The following is a 22,528-nucleotide window of genomic DNA, read 5'->3' on the forward strand; positions in this document are numbered from 1 at the left end:
GCCTGAATTTAGCCCAGCGCGATTTGCTGCGCGGTGTTCAGTTCCGACAGCCCGGCAAGCTTGACCAGAACGTCTTTAGGAACGTCTTTATCGACCGTCAGAAGCATGATGGCTTCACCGCCGATGACTTTACGTCCAACCTGCATGGAGGCGATATTGACATCGTTCTCGCCGAGCAGGGTTCCGACACGACCGATAATGCCCGGTTTGTCGTTATGGGAGATCAGAATCAGATGACCTTCCGGAGAGATATCGACCGGGAATTTATCCAGACGGACAATCCGTTCGCCGTAACCCAGCAGGAGTGTACCTGCGACAATTCGCTCTAAACCGTTTTGCGTTTTAAGCGTAACGGTAACGAGGTTGGTGAAGTCTTTGGTTTTTGGTGTCTGGGACACAACGACGTGAAGATCACGGCTTTTTGCCAAATGCATGGAGTTTACGATATTCACTTCGCTTCCGAGATGGCGTTCCAGCACACCCTTCACGATGTATCGGGTCAGGGCCTGCGTATCGACTTCAGCCAGCTCGCCTGCATAGTCAACGTGAATCTCCTTCACCGCGTGTGCGGTGATCTGAGCCGCTACACTACCCAATTTCTCGCCGAGCGAGAAGTAAGGCTGCAGCTTGTTCATTACGCTGGCCGCTACAAGCGGGAAGTTGACCGCATTTTTAAACGGCTCGTTGCGCAGGATATGAAGCACTTGTTCCGACACGTCAATCGCAACGTTCTCCTGAGCCTCAACGGTAGATGCACCCAAATGCGGGGTCACGATAACCTTTGGATGGTTCAGGAATGGATGATCGCTTTCAGGCGGCTCATGTTCGAATACGTCAAATGCGGCTCCGGCAACGATGCCTTCATCGATCGCTTCCACAAGGGCGCGCTCGTCAATGATGCCGCCGCGGGCGCAGTTCACGATCCGCATGCCGCGCTTCATCACTTCGAATTGCGGTCTTGCGATCATATGGCGGGTTTCCGGCGTAAGCGGAGTATGGACGGTAATGAAGTCTGCGCTGCGGATAATGTTATCCACCGAGGAGAGTGTCACGCCCAGTTTGTCCGCACGTTCTTCCGTCAGGAACGGATCGAAGGCAAGAATGTTCATGCCGAAAGCCTTGGCGCGTTTAGCCACCTCGCTGCCGATTCGGCCCATTCCCATGACCCCCAGCGTTTTGTTACGAAGCTCAACGCCGAGGAAGGATTTGCGGTCCCAGGATCCGCCCACCGTTTTGGCATAGGCCTGAGGGATGTGGCGGGCGAGGGCAATCATCATGGCAAACGTATGCTCCGCTGTTGTAATGGTGTTACCGTCTGGCGCATTGATAACAACGATCCCGCGCTTCGTAGCAGCCTCAAGATCAATGTTGTCAACGCCAACGCCAGCACGGCCGACAACCTTGAGATTGGTTCCTGCATTCATAATGCGTTCTGTTACACGTGTCTGACTCCGTACGAGGAGTCCGTCGTATTCACCGATAATGGCAGTGAGCTCATCCTCGTTGAGCCCGGTTTTTTTGTCTACCTGCACATCGGCGGCATCCATTAACTGCTGGATCCCCAAATCACTGATCGGATCCGATACCAATACTTTAAACATGGTTTCTCTTCCTCCTTAAAATCCTCTATAAAATGCGGTACTGCAATATTGAATAAGGATTACGCGGGGCGTATTCCGTTATACACCAAAGATTCCAATAAAGCTGCAAGAGGTCTATACAGGTTTGACGCGGTGTCGTGGCAAAGAGACAGGAACATAAAAAAACTCCCAATCCGCATACTACCTCCGTAGTAAGGGACGAGAGTTATTCGTGGTGCCACCCTTATTCGCTGCCATGTTGCGGCAGCCTCAAGCGGTCTGTTCAGACCATGATTGGTAACGGATATCATCCGATTTGCGCCTACTCCAAGTTTCAGCGAAATATCTCAGGAACGCTCAAGAATACTTTTACGCCACCGATTTACACCAACCATCGGCTCTCTGAGGACGTTACAGCATCTCTTTTCCATCATCGGTTTTCACAGATTAATTTTTTCATAATGTATCATGGCTCTAACATTGTGTCAATAGGTGTTTATTTCGCTCATAGGCCTTAAAGTAGGGGAAGAAACAAGGGATAGCCTTGAATGTCATGCCGTTAATTTGCTATGATGCATATGCCCGCCTATGATTCAATGATTCTGAAATTACTATGGTTGTATTCGATGATAATCTTAAAAATCAAGATGAAAGACAGGCCCATCTTCTATGAAAAAATTTAAAATACGCGTAAAAAGAATCGAAGCCCACCAATTAAACGATCGGCTGCTGCTTATTAATCTGTATCTTACCCAAGCATTGACACTTATTGCAGGGTTGATCTGGATCCTGTTTCAGCAGAGGAATCCGTTTGGGCTCTTTGTCATTCCGAAGGATATCGAGTTCGTTTATTGGGGGCTCGGACTTGCTGCCGCCATGCTCGTAGTGGATTTTGTTTTATCCCGGTTTGTATCAGAGGATAGTATGGACGATGGCGGAATCAATGAAATGCTGTTCCGAAAAAGGCCGGTTTGGCATATTTTTGTTATAGCTTTGGTTGTATCCATCTGCGAGGAGTTATTGTTTCGAGGAGCTATCCAGCATGCGTTCGGACCGTACTGGACGAGTATTTTGTTCGCGCTTATTCATGTCAGATATTTAAAGCATTGGCTTCCAACCGGGTGGGTTTTCCTAAGCAGTTACGGTCTGGGCTACGTCTATATTCAAACGGGTACCATTTGGGCACCAATCCTGTGCCATTTTCTGATTGATTTCATATCAGGAATGTTGATTCGGTTTCGGAGGAAAGAGGAACATGAACGAACTTAGTAGAATGCAGCGACATCAGAGCCGAAATAAAAGCCGCAAAAACAAGTCAACGGCTCAATCAGAAAAAAGAACGGCAGCGAAGCCGCAACAAGCGGATGAAACGCGGAGTCGATCTAAATCGCCACCCCGAGCAAGCTCCGTGGAGCAAAAGCCCCAGAGCAGCACAACAGCGGACGGCTTGAGCCGTTCGAGATCGACCCGGTCACGTCAGCGTCAAACAGAGGAAGAAGCGTCTGCTCCTAAACGCACGAATACATATTCCTCGTACCGCGTAAGAATGAGCAAATGGTTTGTGAACTCATTGATCGTCATTTTCATATTGTTAATGGTAGGTCTTCTGTGGTGGGGACTTATCGGAGCACCTCCATTAAAGGAATTGTTAAAGGAGTTATTATGAGTGTGTTGATGTGGATAGCAGGTGCTGCGGCACTCGGTGCAGGCGCTATCGGCTGGATGAGGGCTGAGGCCAGGGGCTATCGGGTGCGTGAGGAAGAAGTCGTATCCGAACGTATCCCTCACTCGTTTGACGGGTTTCGGATATTGTTCATCACCGATATACATCGCAGACAATTGTCAGAAGAGAAGCTATTATCCAATCTTTCATCGGTGGATTGCGTACTGCTTGGCGGAGATATCACGGAAAGAGGAGTGCCCCTTCAGCGGTTGAGGCATAACATGTCGGTGCTGGTCCGTATCGCACCCGTCTATGCCGTCCTGGGGAATCATGATCTCAATGCAGGCAAGGACGCTGTCCGTAAAGCGTTGCGGGAGAGCGGCGTTATGCTGCTGAATGACAAGACCGTTACGTTACAACGGAGTAACGAGTTAATTGTTCTCAGCGGTGTAAGGCAGCCAGCCAGCCGGAAACACCCTTACACAAGATTTCGGGGGAATGCAGCCGAAGACCAGTATCACATCATTCTGGTGCATGATCCGATATGGATCAAGGACAAGGATGTGGTGCATGGGGATTTGGTGCTTGCAGGACATACCCATGGGGGACAGATCGTGCTGCCGTTGGCCGGAGCCGTCCGTCTGACGCGCTTCTACAAGAAGTTTAAATCCGGATGGTATGCACTGCCGAGAAAGACGGGCGAAACCGAACATTCTTCCAGGATGCTGATCAGCCGGGGATTCGGTACTTCCCATATCCCGCTGCGCTTGCAATGTCCCGCAGAATACCATGTGATTACATTACGCAAAAAACCTTAATTCGATCGTCAGATGGTGACGGCAGAATTAAGGTTTTTGTGTTTTCCCGGATTATCTTATTTTAGGTTCGATTTGTCGCGGATCCACGAAGCCATATCCTTTGGCTTCAAGCTTGGTAAGTAAGGTATCGAGGGCCTCTACGGTCCACGGAAGCTCGTGCATCAGAATGTTGCTGCCGGGGTGAAGCTGCTCGAGCACATTGCTGACTACGGCTTCGGGCTTGTTTTTGCTTTTGCTTTCCCAATCCAGCGAACCGTTGGACCAGGTCATGAACAGCAGGTCATGACTAAGGGCAACTTCCTTGACGATATCTCCGCCTGAGCCGAACGGAGGACGGAAAAACTTCGGTTCCGATCCGGTCGCTTCCTTGACGATTTGCTGCACATCGCCGATCTGTTTCTTTACCGTCTGTTTATTTTCTTTTTTCAGGTCGATATGGTCCCAGGAATGATTCCCAATGATTTGACCGCGGTCATGGATCAGCTTCAGCAGTTCAGGATGTTCCTTTGCGCGGTATCCATTCACGAAGAAAATCGCTTTGGCGTTATGTTTGTCGAGCGTATCGATCATTTGGCTGATCATTTTTTCTTCCTTGGGACCGTCGTCAAATGTGAGCAGCACCACTTTTTCGGGTACGGTATCATCATTGGGGACGATGCGATACACCTTATTCATGTGATACTTCGGTTCAGTCGGCGCCTCGGCATCGGGACTCTTGACAGCTTCATCCGATGGGTCCGCGGGAGTATCTACTTCAGGCTCGGCTTCAGGCTTGTCCGTGTCGGTTGACTTGTCGGTACCTTCTTTCGGAGCGGACGCCTGTCCAGAGGTTTCATTTTGCTGCGTTGCTCTGTCATTACCGACTTCCGTGGCCGTGCCTTGCTTCTGATCAACTCCGTTGTTGCCGCAAGCGCTGAGCATAAGGCAGCAAGCCAGCAGAAGTACTGTTCGTGTTCTAACCATGATTCCATCTCACTTTCCTGTATTTATGTAGCATGAGTTCCTGGCGGTGCGAGAACAATAATCTCGAGTTTATCATAGAAGGAGGTATCATTTGTGAAGACTTCGTCATTTCTATATGGTGTCATTATCGGCGCCGTTGCATGCCGGATGATTTCCCGTAATAACAGCAGGTTCTTCTCCTCAATGATGAAAGATGCGAATCTTGGTCGATTCGCGGATACCGCGATGAGTAAAATTCAGGGCACGAAGAGCCAGCAGTATTCCGGCTCGAGCCAAGAAAGCGTGTCTCCCAGTTCAGGCCGACATGATTCCACTCATTCCAATGGAACTGCAGGGGTACAGACATCGACTCATTCGAAGGCTGCCAACCTGAAGCAAGTCAAGGATTTTATCCGAAACAACCCTGATGTCAAGAACGAAGTCGAACAGATTTTGAAAGAAACCCACACCGTCATACCGGGTTTGTAAACGGCATGAACCATTTTGAATCATTCTCGGGGACCGGCCACACGAATCCCTGTGAATGATTCTTTTTTCTTCAGTTACATATTTACGTGCATTTGTGGGTATTAAATGATAAAATCAATTATATAAAACCATTTTTATCACGTCATAATCCAGACATCATAATTTGTTATAAACTTTTGTTTACGTAAGGAGGATCCTGTCATGAAAATAGAGCGTTTGAGTCAAGATAAGATACGGATTTTCCTCACGTTTGACGATCTGAGTGAGCGTGGGATCCAGAAGGAAGAGATGTGGCAGGAAATACCGAAAGTTTATGACCTGTTTACGGAGATGATGGATCAGGCATACAGTGAGCTCGGATTTGATGCCACCGGACCTCTTGCCGTTGAGGTGTTCGCACTGCCTGCCCAGGGCATGGTGGTTATTGTGACGAGAGGGAAATACGATCATCATTTCGGCGGCTTGTCCGAAGAAGATATGCCGGACGAGATTTATGAAATGGAAGTAACGCTGGATCAAAGTGATACTATCGTCTATGTTTTTCAGGATTTTGAAGTGCTCATTGAAGCATCGCATATGTTGAAGGACCTTGTAGGCGGAGCGGGTAAGCTCTATCACTATATGGATAAATGGTTTTTGTACTTCGATCCTGAGGAATTGGATAGCGAGAAGCTGCCGGCGGTTATTGCAATGCTGGCTGAATTCGGTGAATCCTCTTCAGTAACGGAGGCTATGCTGGATGAATACGGTAAGAAAGTAATGCCTCAGCACGCGATTGAAGTTATCTGTACACACTTCCAGCGTCAGCAATAATTAAGGTGGGCGTGCGTGCCGGACTTCAGGCCCGCAACTAACGGAAGGGGAATTTTAGTGCTGGTGTTCTCGGTAATTGCGTCAGCTTTGGCGCCGGGAATCGCATTGCTCACGTATTTTTACCTGAAAGATAGGTATGATCAAGAGCCCCTGCACATGGTGATCAAGGTGTTCATGTTAGGGGTTCTGATCGTTTTCCCGGTTATGATTTTGCAGCGGGGAATGATACTATGGCTTGGCGACAATCCGGTAGTCAACTCATTGCTCGTTTCGGCGGGTGTTGAGGAATTTCTGAAATGGTTCGTAATGTATCATATTATTTTTAACCATACGGAATTTGACGAGCCTTATGACGGCATCCTTTATGCAGTGGCGATATCGCTTGGATTTGCTACGGTAGAGAATTTGCTTTACGCTTGGTACAGCCAGGCAGCCTTTGGACCGATGTTCCTGCGGGCACTGCTGCCCGTATCGGGACACGCGATGTTTGGCGTCATCATGGGATACTACATGGGACATGCGAGATTCACGGAAGGAAAACGAAGAAGGTTCTTCCTCGTTCTATCCTTGTTCCTGCCTTGGATGTGGCATGGTTTGTACGACCTGATTCTGAGTCTGCTGACCCACACATGGGTATGGTTCATCGTACCGCTTATGGTGCTGCTATGGTATGGCGGCATGGGCAAAATCTCTAGAGCTAACAACCGTTCTCCTTTCCGATTCATTAAGCGGGAGGAAGAGGTTAACACTTAACAAATCAGGGCACACTTCATTCTATAGACCTCGGCTGACAGCCAGGGAATCATAGAAAGGGAGGTGTCTTTTTTTGCGTGTAAAAGTGAAAATTCTTTGCAAAGATTGCGGTGAACGTTTTGTGCTGCGGGGAAAAAAGGAACAGGGCCGGATCGAAACCGGATTTAAGCAGTGTCTGTGCAACAACCGCGATCACTTCGAGATTGAGGAAGATTTCTGAGGGATGAAGGAATTATACAGAAATGCATAAGACTTCTTTCTTCTAGTCAAACTAACGGCAGTGAGTAGAAGAAAGGAGACTATCGCATCATGTACAAACGATTAAGCGCTATCCTGTTTCCTGTGGCCACAATTTTATTGATCGGGGCTCTGGTATGGGGTTATCAAGAGAATAAAGAGAAAAACGCCATATTGATTAATGCCGAGAACCAATACCAACGGGCATTCCATGACTTGTCGTACAATATGGACAGGATTCATGCCGAGCTCGGCAATACGCTCGCGGTGAGCTCTACCTCCCAAGGGATGCATCGCAAGGGCTTGATGAATGTATGGCGCCTAACCAGCGAGGCTCAAAATGAGATCAGCCAGCTGCCGCTTACGCTCCTTCCCTTCAACAAGACCGAAGAGTTCCTTTCCCGAATTTCTAATTTTGCTTACAAAACAGGTGTGCGTGATTTAACGAAGGAGCCGCTCAGTGAGAATGAGGTCAAAACGTTGAAATCCTTGTACGCCAACTCCGGCGAAATCACGAAGGATTTGCAGCATGTGCAAAACAAGGTTATCACAAACAGTTTGCGCTGGATGGATGTAGAGACGGCACTGGCTACCAATAAAGTCGAAGATAATTCCATTATTGACGGCTTCAAAACGGTGGATAAGAAGGTGGAGTCCTACCCTGAGCTTGACTGGGGACCATCGGTAAGCAGCATCTATAACCGCCGCTCCGTGAAGCAATTGGCAGGCATGCCGATATCGGAAGAGGATGTGAAACGCAAAGCGCTGAAGTTCTCGGATGGAGGCAATGATGCCAAAGTGCAAGTGACGAAGAACGGAAACGGCACCGAGTGGGTATCGTATACAGCAAAGGTACAGCATCCGAATGGTCATATGCTCAGCATGGACTTTACCGAAAAAGGCGGCCAGCTGATCTCCTATACGGATGAGCGGAATGTGGGTGCCAAGCAAGCGTCCGTTCAAACTGCAATCGACAAAGCCCAGCAATTTCTGACGAAAAAAGGCTATTCCGACATGACGGTGGTTTCGGCGGACCAATATGACAACCTGGCTAACTTTTCCTTTGTTCGTGAAGAGGATGGCGTGCTGATTTATCCTGAAAAAATCACGGTTCGTTCGGCTATGGACAATGGGGATGTCATTGGATTCCAGGCCAGCGATTTTGTATACGAGCATCAGATCAAGCGAGAAATCCCGCAGCCGAAACTTAGTCTTGCCGAAGCGGAGAAGGTCTTGAATCCTGAGTATAAAGTGCTCTATCACCGTAAAGCCTTAATCAAAAACGACCGCTCCGAGGATACTCTGTGTTATGAATTCGGCGGGCGGATTAATGGAGCCCAGTATCGGATTTACATTAACTCGGATACCGGCCTTGAGGAAACGGTCGAGGTCGTGAAGGATGCACAGTCAGGAATTAAATAAGTAAAGCACTGTATGATGCAAGCCGGGTTCAGGAGATTTCCTGAACCGGCTTTTTTTGTTTGGATGAAGTAACTAAAAGCAAGGTGGAGAGTCCCGAGTTCCCGAGGATGGACATGAATCGACCTTGATTTGAAGATTTTGTCCTATGGGCCGTGGGATCCCGTGATATAATGGAACATAATGATTATGATGAATTAGTGGGTGAGCGCATTGTATCCAAAGATTAACGATGTCCTCTATATCCAGTTGGATACGGGGGATGAGAAGGAAGTTAATATTGTTTATAAATCCCGCATTTCCGACATGGATGACGAATCGATGTATATGGAGGTTCCGCTGCAGGAAGGGACGGGCAAGCTGAAAAAGCTGTATATTGGGGACGAGCTGTCCGCATTTTTTTTAACGGAAGGCGGAGTCAAGAATTTCTTCAATTCCCACGTCCTTAGCCACCATGAGGATATTATCCGTCTGGTTCGCATCAAGAAGCCGGAGCAGGATCAAATTACGAAGGTGCAGAGAAGAAGCTTCCTACGGGTGCAAGCCGAGCTCGAGGTAGCCGTTATGACCAAAGACGGCGGCCAGTTTTTAGCCAAAACCGACGATGTTGGCGGCGGTGGCGTATCCTTTCATCTGCAGCCGGATCAAACGTTTGCGGAAGGGAGTATATTGTCTTGCTGGATCCTCATCCCGTTTAAGAACGGATCCGTGGAGCATGTCCCGTTTGAAGGCGAGGTTGTAAGGGTGAAGGAGCTCCCAACTAACCGAAGCATCGTTATGCTGAAGTTTAATCAGATTGCAGATATGGAACGCCAGAAGCTGATTCGTTATTGTTTTGAGAGACAATTTGATTTTCGCAACCGTTAATGCATAAAAGGGACAAGCCGGTGGCACACTATCCGAAAATTTTGTGCGGGAGGAACTATCAGCCATGTCAGAAGTCGTAAACGATCACGACCAACTGCTCGAAAAAACAGGACTGGAAGTTAAGGAATCCGAGCAGGGACAAGCCCTGCATGACCGCTACGGGCACATGCTGCTTAAGCTGCTAATCGGACTAGTGCTTGCTTTGGTGATCACCCAGCTCCTATTGCATTATGAGCCTAGCCGGCCCTATATCTCGCCAATTCAGCAGATGGAGGGTGTTCCCGTTAACGAGCCAAATGTAAACGATTGGATGGGGGAAAACACCCCTTCTCTTTTGCATCACTCTAGCTAGTGTGGTATAATTTTCACGTCGCAGGCGGGCGCCTGCTTTTTTCTTGAAATATAAGATTACGCCTTAGTTTCATCTGCGCTGTCTTATATATTTTCACTAGAGAAACGGTGATCCCGTCCGCAACGGATGGTAAGCCCTTTCGATTTCGAGGTAGATGTTTGAGGAGGAATGCCCCGTTGGTTACGCAGGGGACAGGTTATCGCGACAGAATTAATATTGCCATCGACGGTCCGGCAGGCGCGGGTAAAAGCACCGTAGCGCGTATGGTAGCCAGCAGGCTGCAGTACATCTACGTGGATACCGGAGCCATGTACAGGGCAGTCACCTGGTTCATGCTGAACCAAGGGATTTCTCCAGAAAATCCCGAAAAAGTGCTTCAACATGCACAAAATATGGTGATTGAATTAAAACCGCATGAAAATGGTCAAATGGTCTGGCTGAACGGGGAAGACGTCACGCCGTATATTCGTTCACATCAGGTTAGTGCAGTGGTATCCCAATATGCACGAATCGAGGGTTTGCGGATAAAGCTTGTCCGTTTACAGCAGCAAATGGCGGAAGATAAGGGCGTTGTCATGGATGGACGTGACATCGGCACAACCGTTTTGCCGGATGCTGAGGTGAAGATTTTCATGACGGCCAGTGTCAAGGAACGAGCTCTCCGCCGCTTCAATGAGTTGAGTGATGAAGGCATATCGCTGGAACAACTGGAAAGAGATATCGCAGAACGTGACAGGCTTGACCAGGAACGTGAAGTGTCGCCCCTCCGATGCGCAGAGGATGCCATCATACTGGATACGACACATATGGATATCAATCAGGTTGTGGAGGCAATTCTTTCATATTGCGAAACTTAAGTGGGATGGGGAGAAATGGGCATGATTTATGTTTTTTGCAGAGCGGTGGTCCGCGGTTTGTTCGCTATTCTCTACAGATTTGAATCTGTCGGCGTACATAACATTCCTTCAGAAGGCGGCGTGCTAATCTGTAGCAATCATATTAGCATTCGAGATCCGATATCTGTGGGCATTCACGTCAAGCGCCAGGTTAAGTTCATGGCCAAAGCGGAACTGTTCAACATTCCGGTGTTCGGATGGCTGGTTCGTCAGCTTGGAGCATTTCCGGTCAAGCGCGGGGGAGTAAGCAAAGATTCGATCAAAACCGCCCTCACGATTCTGCGTACGGGCGAGATCATGGGTATCTTTCCTGAGGGTACGCGCAATTCCGATTCAACTGCGGCCAAACGGGGTGCAGCTAGTTTCGCTCTCCGCAGCGGGGCGACGGTCATACCGGCTGCGATCATTGGAGATTACAAGCTTTTTCGCAAAGTGAAAATCATCTATGGTGCCCCTGTGGATCTATCACGGTTTGAAGGTGACAAGTCACCGGAAGCGCTGGATGCAGCAACCGAGTTGATCATGGCCAAGATTCACGAAATGCGCGCAAGCGGCAAGCCAACCGTGAACTGATTTATTTCGTTCCATGCATAAAAAGCATGGGGAGATTGGAAAGATACTACAGCAATTATGTTTTGAACTTCGCGAATGCGAGTTTAAATAAATGGGGTTTGAATTGAGGAGGTTATTTGACATGTCGGAAGAAACAAGAAATGAAGAGGCTGTAGAAAACCAAGAGCAGCTGGACCAAATCGTATCCTTGAAAAAAGGGGACACCGTGAAAGGGACGATCGTCAAACTGGAGGACAACCAAGCTTATGTAAGCATTGGATATAAATATGACGGCGTAATTCCTGTTCGCGAACTGTCTTCTGTACAGCTTGATAACGCATCTGATGCGGTTCAGGTTGGCCAAGAGGTAGAGTGCAAAGTCGTTAGCATTAACGACGATAAGGAAAGCCTGGTTCTTTCCAAGCGCGCGATCGACACTGAGAATTCGTGGGAAGAGCTTGAGAAGCATTTTGCGGATCAGGACGTATTCGAAGTAACGGTGGCTGACGTTGTTAAAGGCGGACTCGTAGCCGATGTGGGTGCACGCGGATTTATTCCTGCATCCATGGTAGAGCGTCATTTCGTTGAAGATTTCAGCGACTACAAAGGCCGCACGCTTCGCGTGAAAGTGAAGGAACTGGACCGCGAGAACAACAAAGTGATCCTTTCCCAGAAGGATGTTCTTGAAGAAGAGTTCGAAGCCAACAAACAAAAAGTGATGTCCGAGCTTCAAGATGGCCAAGTGCTGGAAGGTACAGTACAACGCCTTACGCAATTCGGAGCATTTGTTGATGTTGGCGGGGTAGACGGTTTGGTTCACGTATCCGAGATCGCTTGGAGCCACGTCGACAAGCCTGCCGATGTACTGTCCGAAGGCGATCAAGTGCGTGTGAAGGTACTGAAAGTAGATCCTGAAAAAGGCAAAATCAGCCTCAGTATCAAAGCAGCCGCTCCAGGTCCTTGGGAAACAGCCGGCGAGCAATTCAACACGGGCGACATTGTAACAGGCGTTGTTAAACGTTTGGTTACTTTCGGTGCTTTCGTTGAACTGGCACCAGGTGTTGAAGGTTTGGTTCATATCTCCCAAATCTCCCACAAGCATATCGGTACACCGCAAGAAGTATTGAAAGAAGGCCAAGAAGTTCAGGTTAAAGTGCTTGATATCAACACTTCTGAGCAGCGTATCAGCCTGAGCATCAAAGAAACGGAAGAAGCGCCTGCTCAAGCTCCACGCGCTGAAAAACCGTCCAAAGGTCCTAAAATCGACCTGAAAGACAACCCGAACGTTTCTTTGAACAATCAAGGCATGAGCGTTACGCTTGGAGAGCGTTTCGGCGATAAGCTGAGCAAATTCAAGTAAGCCCGGGAACAGTTTTGTTCGGTCTATTGACCTATCATAACGAAGTCGGCGAACCCAGAAATCTGGGTTCGCCATTTGTTTTTTTAGGGGACGAACGTTTACGGATGTTGTAACATGGGGTAGAGCATAATAGAAATAAAGATGAAAGGTTAGCCAATTGTAACGTTTTTTGCTATGATGATAATCGTAAGAATTGACAGGAGGAGTGACTATGGCAAGACCCGTAGTGGCTATCGTTGGACGGCCTAACGTCGGTAAATCCACCATATTTAACCGATTGATTGGCGACAGATTAGCCATCGTTGAAGATAAACCGGGTATTACCCGTGACCGGATTTACGGTAGTGCCGAATGGAATGGTAAAGCGTTCAGCGTCATTGATACCGGCGGTATCGAAATCGACGGCGATGACATGATATTGAAATCCATCCGCATGCAGGCCGAGCTTGCAATTGAAGAAGCGGACGTCATCGTATTTATGTGCGATGCCAAGACAGGGGTTACCCAATCGGACGAGGAAGTTGCACAGATTCTGTTCCGTTCAGGTAAACCTGTCATACTAAGCGTAAACAAAGTGGATAATTTGAAGCGTGTTGATGATATCTATGAGTTCTATTCCCTCGGATTTGGCGATCCTGTCGGAATATCGGGCAGTCACGGCACAGGGATCGGCGACCTGCTGGACGTTGTGGTCGAGAATCTGCCAGAGCTCGAAGACGATGGATATGACGAGGATGTTATTCGAGTTGCCCTGATTGGCAGACCGAATGTGGGCAAGTCCTCCCTGGTCAATGCCATTTTGGGAGAAGAGCGCGTCATTGTCAGTGACGTAGCCGGTACCACTCGCGATGCTATTGACACGCCGTTCGAGAAGGATGGGCAGCGGTATGTGCTCATCGATACGGCTGGTATGCGCAAACGCGGGAAAGTTTATGAGACCACGGAGAAATACAGTGTCATGCGCGCCATGCGTGCCATCGAGCGTGCGGATGTCGTTCTCGTCCTCATCAACGGGGAAGAAGGCATCATCGAGCAGGACAAGCATATTGCCGGTTATGCCTATGAGGCCGGTAAAGCCTCTTTGTTCGTTGTGAACAAATGGGATATGGTGGAGAAGGATGACAAAACGATGCAGCAGTTCGAGAAAAAGATCCGCGATCATTTCTTGTTCATGACCTATGCGCCGGTTGTTTTCCTGTCGGCCAAAACAAAGCAGCGTTTGCAGAAGCTGCTCCCTGTCGTTAAGCATGTGGCTGATCAGCATTCGCTGCGCGTGCAGACGCATCTCCTTAACGATGTCATATCCGATGCGATTGCCATCAATCCGCCTCCAACGGATAAGGGAAGAAGATTGCGTATTAACTATTCGACACAGGTTGCAGTCAAGCCGCCGACCATGGTCGTATTCGTCAACGATCCGGAATTGATGCACTTCTCATACGAGCGTTACCTTGAGAACAAGATCCGGGCCGCGTTTGACTTTGAAGGTACACCCATCAGGATATTTACTCGAAGAAAGTCTGATGAGAGTTAGGGGAGAATAGCTTGATTTTGGAGATCGTAGCGATAGTAGTGAGTTATTTACTCGGATCAGTAAGCTTCAGCGTACTGCTTGCCAAAATCCTGAAAGGGATTGACATTCGTCAGCATGGCAGCGGCAACGCCGGGGCAACCAATACCCTTCGCGTCCTGGGAAAGGGACCTGCCATACTGGTATTGGCTTTGGATGTAATTAAGGGCATCGCTGCGGTTTGGATCGGACGATGGCTCGGGGGAGACAATGCGTGGCTGCCGGGATTGTGCGGCATTGCGGCCATTATCGGTCATAACTGGCCTCTATACTTCCGCTTTCGAGGCGGCAAAGGGATTGCAACAGCCATTGGGGTGCTTGCTACGCTTTGCTTTATACCAGCGTTTATAGCAGGCATTATCGCAATTCTATCCATTGTTTTTACCCGTTATGTATCTTTGGGTTCCCTTATATTTGTAGTGCTTACCCCTGTTTTTCTATTGATCGCGGATTATTCGTGGCCGATCTTTTGGACGAGCTTGATCATATGCATATTCGCCTTCTGGCGGCATCGCTCGAACATCGTGAAGCTTGTGCAGAGGCGTGAAAACAAGCTGGGTTCCGGAAAAGGAAAGGACAAAGGAGGGAAGCGCGTTGTCTGACAAAGTCGCTGTTCTGGTGGCAGGCAGTTGGGGAACCGCTTTGGCAAGTGTTCTCGCTTCAAATGATCTGGATGTGGTCGTCTGGACAAGAACGGAGGAACAGACTCGTGAAATCAACGAGTCGCATACCAACAACCGTTATTTACCCGGAGTGGAGCTACCACCGAATATTCGCGCTACAACGGATATGAAAGAGGCAGTCTCTTCGGCTGCAGCCGTAGTTATTGTTGCGCCTTCGTCCGCGATGCGGGAGGTGACGGGCCAGCTGAAGCAGTACTGGACCGAAGACATGCTGGTGATTCACGCAACCAAAGGATTTGAGATCGAATCCTTGAAGCGGATGTCCACGGTCATATCCGAGGAGCTTGGCTGCGAGGAAGGCCGCGTAGTGGTATTATCAGGACCAAGCCATGCGGAGGAAGTGGTCAGACTCTGCCCGACAACGGTTGTAGTGGCGTCTTTGGATGCCGAGGCGGCAGTAGCCGCTCAGGATTTGTTCATGAACACGTATTTCAGAGTGTACACGAACCGGGATATGATCGGTGTAGAGCTGGCCGGGGCTTTGAAGAATATCATAGCTTTAGGGGCCGGGATGTCCGACGGACTCGGTTTTGGTGACAACGCCAAGGCAGCGCTTATTACGAGAGGTTTGGCAGAAATTTTGCGAATCGGCATGGAAATGGGCGCGAATCCGCTGACGTTTGCCGGGCTTGCGGGAATCGGTGACCTCGTGGTTACCGCCACCAGCCAGCACAGCCGAAACTGGCGAGCTGGTTCGATGCTTGGTCAGGGGAAGAAGTTAGATGAGGTTCTGGGCTCCATGGGTATGGTTGTGGAAGGAATACGCACGACCCAAGCCGCACATGCCATTTCCGAGAAATACGGCGTACAGATGCCGATTGCCGACCAACTGTACCATGTGTTGTTTAAAGACCGGAATCCCCGGATCGCCGTAGAAGCCTTGATGGGCCGGGATCCCAAAACAGAGATGGAAATGATGCCGCTTGAAACTTGGGAGCAATGGCACACCTAGCTTATTCACCATTCCGATGATTGACTCATATATTGATGTGAGGATGTCGGAGGAGGGGTGGAAATGAGCAAAAGCTTTCACAAGGATGTACTCAATGCGATTAACAAGAAAAGCGGCAAGAAAATTTCTTCAGGGGCTGTCAATAAGCTGGCTAGCACGGTTAAGCCGTCTACAATGCAAAATGAAGCCCAGCTCCGCCAGCTGATCAAGCAGGTATCTTCGATGGCGAACATACCTGTTAGTGAGGACACGATCCAGGAGATTGTCGGCGCGGTGAAGAAGAGTGGCATGAATCCGAGCAATATGGAAGCCTTGATGAAAATGATGATGAACAAATAAGATACGATGATGATGTTGAACAAAAGACGCTCCGGATTGGATAGCGGCTTTTGTTCTTTTTTTCGACATACCTGAGGTGAGGCGCTATCATTTTCGTGATATAATAGGTTGAAATTGATGAGAGATTGGAGAGTTTCGTGACATGGATCCGATGCAAAAGATGTGGCTGTCCCTAGTCGCGTTATTGATTATGGCACTGTCCGTCATAGTAGTTACGCTTGCGCGAAGCAAGACCAAGGGGTTTCTGCGCGGCGCGCTGTCGTTCGTGGCCTTTATGATGATGATTTTCGGTTTTATTATTGGACTGGCCTCCATCATATAAGGTAGGAAGCCAATCCGGGACGATACGGTAAAGGGGTGCAGCATGACGCTGAATGATCTGCCGGAATTGGAGAGTGTGTTAGCTACCGCCATTCACAAGCTGAATCAGGTACCTGTGGCTTGGCTGCTCGGTGGAAGCTGCAGCTTGCTCCTTCAGGATGTAACTTTGGACAAACCGCCGAGAGATATCGATATATATACCGATACTGGGGGCGTACAGCCTTTACATGAGTCGCTGGCTTCTATGGCCGTGGATGCTCCCCGCTTGGACCAAGAAGGGATATATTCTTCGATTCTGAGCCACTATGAAATAGAGAAAGTCCCGATTGAACTGGTCGGCGGATTTGAAGTGAAATCAAACGGATCCTCCTACTGTGTTGAGATCGATCAATTGCTGTATCCTGCAGCACTAGAGAGTCAAATACAGGGCGCCACGGTACGGCTGATGCCGTTATCCCATGAACTTGTGTTTAATGTGCTTCGGGACAGGCCGGATCGATACGACGCCATTGCGGAAGTGATTCTGCGGGACATGGACCATCATATGCCGCTTCTTCAGCAGTTATTAAGCCGGAACCAGCTGCATGGGGAACATCGAATGGTTTTGAAACGATTAACCGGACTTTAACCGGAGTACTGAGTAAAAGCAGCCAAGGAATATGGCAGAAGGTGTACATAAGAAAAGGAGCGCGTTTATCGTTGGACTACGAGGTAATATTTCAACCGGATCAGAAAAAGGTCAAGGTTCGTCCGCACACGAACGTTCTGGATGCCTCGCGTCGGGCCGGTGTACGTATTCCTACCCGCTGCGGAGGCAAGGCCGGTTGTTTGATGTGCAAGATCATCGTCCCGAGCGAGGAACGCGATCATTGCTCCGCTCCGGAGCCCAATGAAATCAGAAAGCTGGGGACCTCGATGATTGAACAAGGCTACCGGCTATCCTGCCAGACGAGAATCACGAATCATATCAAGGTAATGATTCCCGAGGATCCGCTCAAAGCTGCGATACGCAAACAGCTGGAAGCGGCGAGAAATCGGGAGTCCGATGACTTTATTTAAAGCGCGAGTTCAAAAAGATCGGTTTTCAGCACCGAGGCTTATGCTTCCGATGTGCGTTTTTTCAAAACGCTTCAGTTGAGTGAAGCTAGGGACGTCAGGAGCGGAGCGTACGTTGTTTGTACGTGAGCACCTGAAATGTTTCCGCAGGAAACATACTTCGAAAGCATCTGCGTAGGCCCGGCTGAATTCAAGATTCGATGCCGAGTGGCTTCTTGATTCACTTCGTGTTAGATATAGGATTTATAAGTTATCAACGGAGTTGATGAAATTCTATATCGCAAGAAAACCTACTTCTGAATCGCGGTCGCTCTGCCTTGAATTTGCCTCGATTGGTTTTCTAATCAAAATCCGACTTTTTGAACAACCTCTTATAGCGAAGGATGATGTTAGTTGAGTATGAACACTTGGATGACCCAAGCGGCATGCCGTTCGAAGCGGATGTCTGCCGTCTTAGTCCTGGTGCTGTTTCCGATGTTGCTGACAGGCTGTCTATATCCTGACGAGAAATTGCAGGAGAACAAGGTTTCATATAGGGAAAGTGTCAAGCGGATACAATCGGCCGTAGATGATTTTTATAAAGAACAGGGCATTTTGCCGATGATTACGGCAGGTCCGGAAATTCCACGGTATGAGAAATACCGGGTCGACCTTGATCAGCTGAAGAACCGGGGATACATTGACCAAATCCCGGATACGGCATTTGAGAAGGGCGGCAGTGGATATTTTCTCATTATTAATGAGGAAACGGAGCCAACCGTGAAGGTTATGGACTTGAACACGGCCCAGAAGGTGAATGACGTTCAGAGAGCGGTTAATTTGTACAAAATGGCGCATGACAACGCGCTTCCCGCAGGGGAAGCCCTCTACCCGGGATATACCGCGGTGGACCTGTCCAAGACCGAAGCCAAATCCGTTAGATTAATGAGTGTATACTCAGGTCAGGAGATGACCTTTATGATGGATGAAGAGGGAACGGTGTACGCCGATTATGCCTTTGATATTATGCAGGCGATCCAGAAGAACGGTTCCGATCCACAAGAAGGAGAGGATTTGCGGGTGTTTCTGGAGAAGGAATCCTATTATGTCCCGGTAAAATCCGTACCTTATACATGGAAGGATGGGCAGCCCGTTGCTCAGCCGCTATCCTAAACCTATACCCGCCGTTATCGGCGGGTATTTTTGTTGACCCTGCATGGTTACCGATATATGCCTGAAGAACGAGCACACGAAAGCATAGAGGCGGTTTGCATTTTTTCCTTGAGAACCTTCTTCGATAGATATTTTTGAAAATGGTTGAATCTCTTTGGAATATCTATTAAAGTGCGCGCATATTCATAATCTGAAAGAGTAGTGCGGGCAAGAGCCGGTTGCCCACATCATGAGGCATACGAAAACGTCTGAAGGCGCGCAGCATGAAGACAAACCCGCGCCCCAGCGGTAGTTTTTCTTTACGGTATTCGATGGCGGTGTCTAGTTGGTATAGGCCTATTCGATATCTTAAAAAAAACTGGACGGACTTTAAGGGGCAACCGTCATATTTTTGAACCCGGTACATATGATGTTACTAGTCCAAATGCATGTACGAGTTACGCCGCTTTGCCGTTTCCATCAAAACTCATGGAATACCGGCGGCGGGATGCTGGCGACATTGTAAAGGCTGCTCATCTGTTGCAATGGCTTTGGCTATGAGTGGAACACGAAGCGGATGCTCTTAAAGCATTTTTCCTTCGGAGTAATTTGAGGAGGGGATCTCTTTTGGAAAAAGTGGACATTTTTAAGGACATTGCCGAACGGACCGGAGGGGACATTTACTTAGGTGTTGTCGGTGCCGTCCGTACGGGAAAATCAACCTTCATCAAGCGGTTTATGGAGACGGTTGTTCTCCCGAACATTACGAACGAGGCGGATCGAGTAAGAGCTGTCGATGAGCTGCCTCAAAGTGCTGCTGGGAAAACAATCATGACAACCGAGCCGAAATTCGTGCCGAACAACGCGGTACAGATCAAAGTTACGGAAGGTCTTGAGGTCAACGTCAGACTGGTGGATTGTGTAGGCTACGCCGTTGAAGGCGCTAAGGGCTATGAAGATGAGAATGGTCCGAGAATGATCTCGACGCCATGGTTCGAAGAGCCGATTCCGTTTCAGGAGGCGGCAGAAATCGGAACCCGCAAAGTCATTCAGGAACACTCCACGCTTGGCGTCGTTGTCACCACAGACGGAAGCATTGCGGAAATTCCGCGCAGCTCTTATGTTGAGGCTGAGGAGCGCGTCATCGAGGAACTGAAGGAAGTCGGCAAGCCATTCGTGGTGGTCATTAACTCGACGCGTCCACGCAGCGAAGAAGCGCTTCAGCTGCGCAATGAGCTGGCAGAGAAATACGACATTCCGGTGATGACACTGAGTGCAGCCACGATGACCGAAGATGATGTAACCGGCGTTCTTCGTGAAGTATTATATGAGTTCCCAGTGCATGAAGTGAACGTTAATCTTCCTAGCTGGGTTATGGTGCTTAACGAGAACCACTGGCTGCGCAGCAACTATGAGAACTCGGTCAGAGATACCGTGAAAGATATCCGCCGTCTGCGTGACGTGGATCGGGTGGTCAGCCAGTTCATGGAGTATGACTTCATCAACCATGCCGGCCTTAGCGGCATGAATATGGGTCAGGGCGTTGCCGAGATTGATCTCTTTGCACCTGACGAACTGTATGACCGGATCTTGATGGAGGTTGTGGGTGTCGAGATTCGCGGTAAAGATCATTTGCTGCAGCTGATGCAGGAGTTCTCCCATGCCAAACGGGAATACGACCGCTTCGCTGAAGCGCTTGAAATGGTTAAAACGACAGGTTACGGTATTGCTGCTCCTTCCCTGGCTGAGATGGCGCTGGATGAGCCTGAGCTTATCCGTCAAGGCACTCGCTTCGGGGTAAGATTGAAAGCGACCGCGCCTTCCATCCATATGATTAGAGTCGACGTGGAATCCGAGTTCTCGCCGATTATCGGCACAGAGAAGCAGAGCGAAGAGCTTGTGCGCTATCTGATGCAGGATTTCGAGAACGATCCGATCAAAATTTGGGAATCCGACATCTTCGGACGCTCGCTGCACTCGATCGTTCGTGAAGGAATTCAAGGCAAAATCGCGATGATGCCTGACAATGCAAGATATAAATTGCAAGAAACTTTGGGTCGCATCATCAACGAAGGTTCCGGCGGTTTGATCGCGATTATTCTTTAAGTGAGTGCAGGTAAGGTGTTGAATACGCAGTCGCTAACGGGTCTAAAGTCCCGATTAGCGGCTGTTTTTCGTGTTTTCTTTGGTCTGGCAAAGCAAAACGCTTGAAATTATGAGATGGCTGTATTACTATAAATTTGTTCCGCGTCATGCATTCTAAACGCGAGATAGGGGTAAAATACCCGATTGCACGTATAATTTGCGGTAAAACGGAAACAGTGAATAGCAAGTGGAGCACATTCCTTGTTAGGGAGGTGAAAGAATGAATAAATCGGATCTGATTACACAAGTAGCTGAATCTACTGAGCTTTCCAAGAAGGATGCAACTAAAGCGGTTGATGCCGTTTTCGATGCAATCTCCGAAGCATTGCAAAGTGGAGATAAGGTACAGCTGGTCGGCTTTGGCAACTTCGAGGTTCGCGAGCGTTCCGCACGCAAAGGCCGCAACCCGCAAACAGGTGAAGAAATCGAAATCCCTGCGAGCAAAATTCCTGCATTTAAACCTGGTAAAGCGCTCAAAGACGGAATCAAATAAAGATTTCTACATATTACCTAAGAGCACAGGTCGTGAATTCGTTCACGGCCTTTTCTTTTAGCTTACGGTGAGGAGGTCTGAAAAATGGAAAACGTTCAAAACGGGGATTATTTTATCGTCAAAGCGCTGGACCATGGCGTGCAGGTGATCGGCCTTACCCGCGGTCAGGACACCCGGTTTCATCATACCGAGAAGCTGGACAAAGGCGAGGTCATTATCGCCCAGTTCACGGATCATACGTCTGCGGTGAAAATACGCGGCAAAGCAGAGGTCATGACCAAGCACGGGAAAATTGAATCCGGCATCTGAATAGGATTAATATCTATGGCAAAGCCCCACCAAATTGGTGGGGCTTTTTTATGTTTGATGTTTCTATGGATGAATTGTGTGTTAACGAATTGTTAAAGGTATCCTTGTTGGATACGAGAACGTTGTATATACTAGCGGAAATGAATAAAAATACGAAAGGATGTTTGAAGAAATCATGGCTAAACAATACAGAGACGGACAGTATATCGTGGTCCCTGAAAATCCGGTATCCATGTTTTTGTTCAGCAGTACGCGCTCGGCGTGGATATGGCTGCTTGTGAGGCTGTATCTCGGATACGCCTGGTTAACGTCGGGATTGAAAAAGCTGACGGCTGAAGCCTGGACGGGAAGCGAAGCCGGAGCGGCCATTCAGGGATTTGTCGGGGGAGCGCTGGCTAAGGCGGAAGAGGGGAAGGACGTCACGGGATGGTATGCTTCTTTTCTCGAAGGATTTGTGCTCCCTAACGCCAAGCTGTTTTCGTATATGGTGGCCTTCGGTGAGGTATTGGTCGGACTCGGGCTGATATTGGGTCTGCTGACGGGGATTGCCGCGTTTTTCGGCGGATTAATGAATGCCAGCTTTTTATTCGCGGGCACGGTAAGCTCCAATCCATTATTGTTTATCCTGGCTACCTGGCTCGTAATGGCCTGGAAAGTGGCGGGCTGGTATGGTCTGGACCGCTGGGCGCTGCCGCTGCTGGGTACGCCTTGGAGCCGCAGGCGGAAGGATCAGAACATCCCGGAATAAATGTGATCTTGCTCCAAAAGTAACATTCGTCACATTTGTA

General features: G+C 48.8%; 27 protein-coding genes and 1 other annotated feature. Of the genes, 25 read left to right on the forward strand and 2 right to left on the reverse strand.

What is annotated here, in order from left to right:
• Nucleotides 1–8: 8 nt before the first annotated feature.
• Entirely contained in the window at nucleotides 9–1,601 is a 1,593-nt protein-coding gene (serA, locus tag MKX98_RS11565) for a phosphoglycerate dehydrogenase (RefSeq protein ID WP_071223911.1), read from the reverse strand.
• 191 nt (nucleotides 1,602–1,792) lie between these two features.
• Nucleotides 1,793–2,023 (reverse strand) — a binding site (T-box leader).
• Between the two features lie 226 nt (nucleotides 2,024–2,249).
• On the opposite strand from serA, the gene MKX98_RS11570 reads away from it, so the two are divergent.
• The 3 genes from MKX98_RS11570 to MKX98_RS11580 are packed head-to-tail and all read left to right on the forward strand — an operon-like array spanning nucleotide 2,250 to nucleotide 4,061.
• Nucleotides 2,250–2,849 (forward strand): CPBP family intramembrane glutamic endopeptidase, encoded by a 600-nt coding sequence (locus MKX98_RS11570; protein ID WP_071223912.1) that lies wholly within the window; start codon nucleotides 2,250–2,252, stop codon nucleotides 2,847–2,849.
• On the forward strand, nucleotides 2,836–3,246 hold the full coding sequence (locus MKX98_RS11575) for a hypothetical protein (protein WP_220685891.1): 411 nt from the start codon (nucleotides 2,836–2,838) through the stop codon (nucleotides 3,244–3,246). The genes MKX98_RS11570 and MKX98_RS11575 overlap by 14 nt, the downstream gene beginning before the upstream one ends.
• Nucleotides 3,243–4,061 carry a metallophosphoesterase gene (locus MKX98_RS11580; RefSeq protein ID WP_220685890.1) on the forward strand — a complete coding sequence of 273 codons (819 nt, stop codon included), beginning with the start codon at nucleotides 3,243–3,245 and terminating at the stop codon, nucleotides 4,059–4,061. Before MKX98_RS11575 ends, MKX98_RS11580 begins: the two co-directional genes overlap by 4 nt.
• Nucleotides 4,062–4,112: 51 nt before the next feature.
• Here MKX98_RS11580 and MKX98_RS11585 read toward each other — a convergent pair whose 3' ends face one another.
• Nucleotides 4,113–5,024 (reverse strand): polysaccharide deacetylase family protein, encoded by a 912-nt coding sequence (locus MKX98_RS11585; protein WP_339223065.1) that lies wholly within the window; start codon nucleotides 5,022–5,024, stop codon nucleotides 4,113–4,115.
• A 93-nt stretch (nucleotides 5,025–5,117) separates the two neighbouring features.
• Here MKX98_RS11585 and MKX98_RS11590 point away from each other — a divergent pair, with 93 nt between their 5' ends.
• The 22 genes from MKX98_RS11590 (at nucleotide 5,118) to MKX98_RS11695 (ending at nucleotide 22,488) form a co-directional block, all read left to right on the forward strand.
• Entirely contained in the window at nucleotides 5,118–5,492 is a 375-nt protein-coding gene (locus MKX98_RS11590) for a hypothetical protein (RefSeq protein ID WP_194541920.1), read from the forward strand.
• A 201-nt stretch (nucleotides 5,493–5,693) separates the two neighbouring features.
• A complete protein-coding gene (locus MKX98_RS11595; RefSeq protein ID WP_194541921.1) occupies nucleotides 5,694–6,305 on the forward strand; it encodes a genetic competence negative regulator in 612 nt (203 codons plus the stop codon).
• Between the two features lie 57 nt (nucleotides 6,306–6,362).
• Nucleotides 6,363–7,058 (forward strand): glutamic-type intramembrane protease PrsW, encoded by a 696-nt coding sequence (prsW, locus tag MKX98_RS11600; protein WP_194545126.1) that lies wholly within the window; start codon nucleotides 6,363–6,365, stop codon nucleotides 7,056–7,058.
• A 73-nt stretch (nucleotides 7,059–7,131) separates the two neighbouring features.
• Nucleotides 7,132–7,278, forward strand: coding sequence for a hypothetical protein (locus MKX98_RS11605; protein ID WP_181469710.1), 147 nt, complete (start codon nucleotides 7,132–7,134; stop codon nucleotides 7,276–7,278).
• An 89-nt stretch (nucleotides 7,279–7,367) separates the two neighbouring features.
• Complete coding sequence (ypeB, locus tag MKX98_RS11610) at nucleotides 7,368–8,717, forward strand: germination protein YpeB (protein ID WP_194541922.1); 1,350 nt, start codon at nucleotides 7,368–7,370, stop codon at nucleotides 8,715–8,717.
• A gap of 201 nt (nucleotides 8,718–8,918) precedes the next feature.
• Nucleotides 8,919–9,581 (forward strand): flagellar brake domain-containing protein, encoded by a 663-nt coding sequence (locus MKX98_RS11615; protein ID WP_339223068.1) that lies wholly within the window; start codon nucleotides 8,919–8,921, stop codon nucleotides 9,579–9,581.
• A gap of 64 nt (nucleotides 9,582–9,645) precedes the next feature.
• Nucleotides 9,646–9,933, forward strand: coding sequence for a DUF5359 family protein (locus MKX98_RS11620; protein WP_194541923.1), 288 nt, complete (start codon nucleotides 9,646–9,648; stop codon nucleotides 9,931–9,933).
• 176 nt (nucleotides 9,934–10,109) lie between these two features.
• Complete coding sequence (gene cmk, locus MKX98_RS11625) at nucleotides 10,110–10,790, forward strand: (d)CMP kinase (protein WP_071223922.1); 681 nt, start codon at nucleotides 10,110–10,112, stop codon at nucleotides 10,788–10,790.
• 21 nt (nucleotides 10,791–10,811) lie between these two features.
• Nucleotides 10,812–11,402 (forward strand): lysophospholipid acyltransferase family protein, encoded by a 591-nt coding sequence (locus MKX98_RS11630; protein ID WP_127594155.1) that lies wholly within the window; start codon nucleotides 10,812–10,814, stop codon nucleotides 11,400–11,402.
• Nucleotides 11,403–11,523: 121 nt separating this feature from the next.
• A complete protein-coding gene (rpsA, locus tag MKX98_RS11635; protein ID WP_071223924.1) occupies nucleotides 11,524–12,741 on the forward strand; it encodes a 30S ribosomal protein S1 in 1,218 nt (405 codons plus the stop codon).
• Nucleotides 12,742–12,952: 211 nt separating this feature from the next.
• Nucleotides 12,953–14,275, forward strand: coding sequence for a ribosome biogenesis GTPase Der (der, locus tag MKX98_RS11640; RefSeq protein WP_071223925.1), 1,323 nt, complete (start codon nucleotides 12,953–12,955; stop codon nucleotides 14,273–14,275).
• A gap of 11 nt (nucleotides 14,276–14,286) precedes the next feature.
• Nucleotides 14,287–14,913: a glycerol-3-phosphate 1-O-acyltransferase PlsY gene (gene plsY / locus MKX98_RS11645; RefSeq protein ID WP_339223072.1), complete on the forward strand. Its 627-nt coding sequence runs from the start codon at nucleotides 14,287–14,289 to the stop codon at nucleotides 14,911–14,913.
• Complete coding sequence (locus tag MKX98_RS11650; protein WP_339223073.1) at nucleotides 14,906–15,946, forward strand: NAD(P)H-dependent glycerol-3-phosphate dehydrogenase; 1,041 nt, start codon at nucleotides 14,906–14,908, stop codon at nucleotides 15,944–15,946. Before plsY ends, MKX98_RS11650 begins: the two co-directional genes overlap by 8 nt.
• Nucleotides 15,947–16,009: 63 nt before the next feature.
• Complete coding sequence (locus tag MKX98_RS11655; RefSeq protein WP_006209456.1) at nucleotides 16,010–16,285, forward strand: stage VI sporulation protein F; 276 nt, start codon at nucleotides 16,010–16,012, stop codon at nucleotides 16,283–16,285.
• A gap of 142 nt (nucleotides 16,286–16,427) precedes the next feature.
• Nucleotides 16,428–16,607, forward strand: a complete 180-nt coding sequence (locus MKX98_RS11660; protein ID WP_071223929.1) for a DUF2768 family protein — start codon at nucleotides 16,428–16,430, stop codon at nucleotides 16,605–16,607.
• A gap of 42 nt (nucleotides 16,608–16,649) precedes the next feature.
• Nucleotides 16,650–17,234, forward strand: a complete 585-nt coding sequence (locus MKX98_RS11665; RefSeq protein ID WP_194541925.1) for a hypothetical protein — start codon at nucleotides 16,650–16,652, stop codon at nucleotides 17,232–17,234.
• A gap of 71 nt (nucleotides 17,235–17,305) precedes the next feature.
• Entirely contained in the window at nucleotides 17,306–17,665 is a 360-nt protein-coding gene (locus MKX98_RS11670; protein ID WP_194541926.1) for a 2Fe-2S iron-sulfur cluster-binding protein, read from the forward strand.
• 396 nt (nucleotides 17,666–18,061) lie between these two features.
• Nucleotides 18,062–18,814: a hypothetical protein gene (locus MKX98_RS11675; RefSeq protein WP_339224407.1), complete on the forward strand. Its 753-nt coding sequence runs from the start codon at nucleotides 18,062–18,064 to the stop codon at nucleotides 18,812–18,814.
• Between the two features lie 606 nt (nucleotides 18,815–19,420).
• Nucleotides 19,421–20,899 carry a stage IV sporulation protein A gene (gene spoIVA / locus MKX98_RS11680; protein WP_071223935.1) on the forward strand — a complete coding sequence of 493 codons (1,479 nt, stop codon included), beginning with the start codon at nucleotides 19,421–19,423 and terminating at the stop codon, nucleotides 20,897–20,899.
• A gap of 259 nt (nucleotides 20,900–21,158) precedes the next feature.
• Nucleotides 21,159–21,431 (forward strand): HU family DNA-binding protein, encoded by a 273-nt coding sequence (locus MKX98_RS11685; RefSeq protein ID WP_006209463.1) that lies wholly within the window; start codon nucleotides 21,159–21,161, stop codon nucleotides 21,429–21,431.
• Nucleotides 21,432–21,515: 84 nt separating this feature from the next.
• A complete protein-coding gene (gene mtrB / locus MKX98_RS11690) occupies nucleotides 21,516–21,740 on the forward strand; it encodes a trp RNA-binding attenuation protein MtrB (protein ID WP_071223937.1) in 225 nt (74 codons plus the stop codon).
• 175 nt (nucleotides 21,741–21,915) lie between these two features.
• Complete coding sequence (locus MKX98_RS11695; protein WP_194541927.1) at nucleotides 21,916–22,488, forward strand: DoxX family membrane protein; 573 nt, start codon at nucleotides 21,916–21,918, stop codon at nucleotides 22,486–22,488.
• Nucleotides 22,489–22,528 lie beyond the last annotated feature (40 nt).

Origin of the sequence: Paenibacillus sp. FSL W7-1332 (assembly GCF_037969785.1) — a bacterium.
Lineage (GTDB): Bacteria > Bacillota > Bacilli > Paenibacillales > Paenibacillaceae > Paenibacillus_AQ.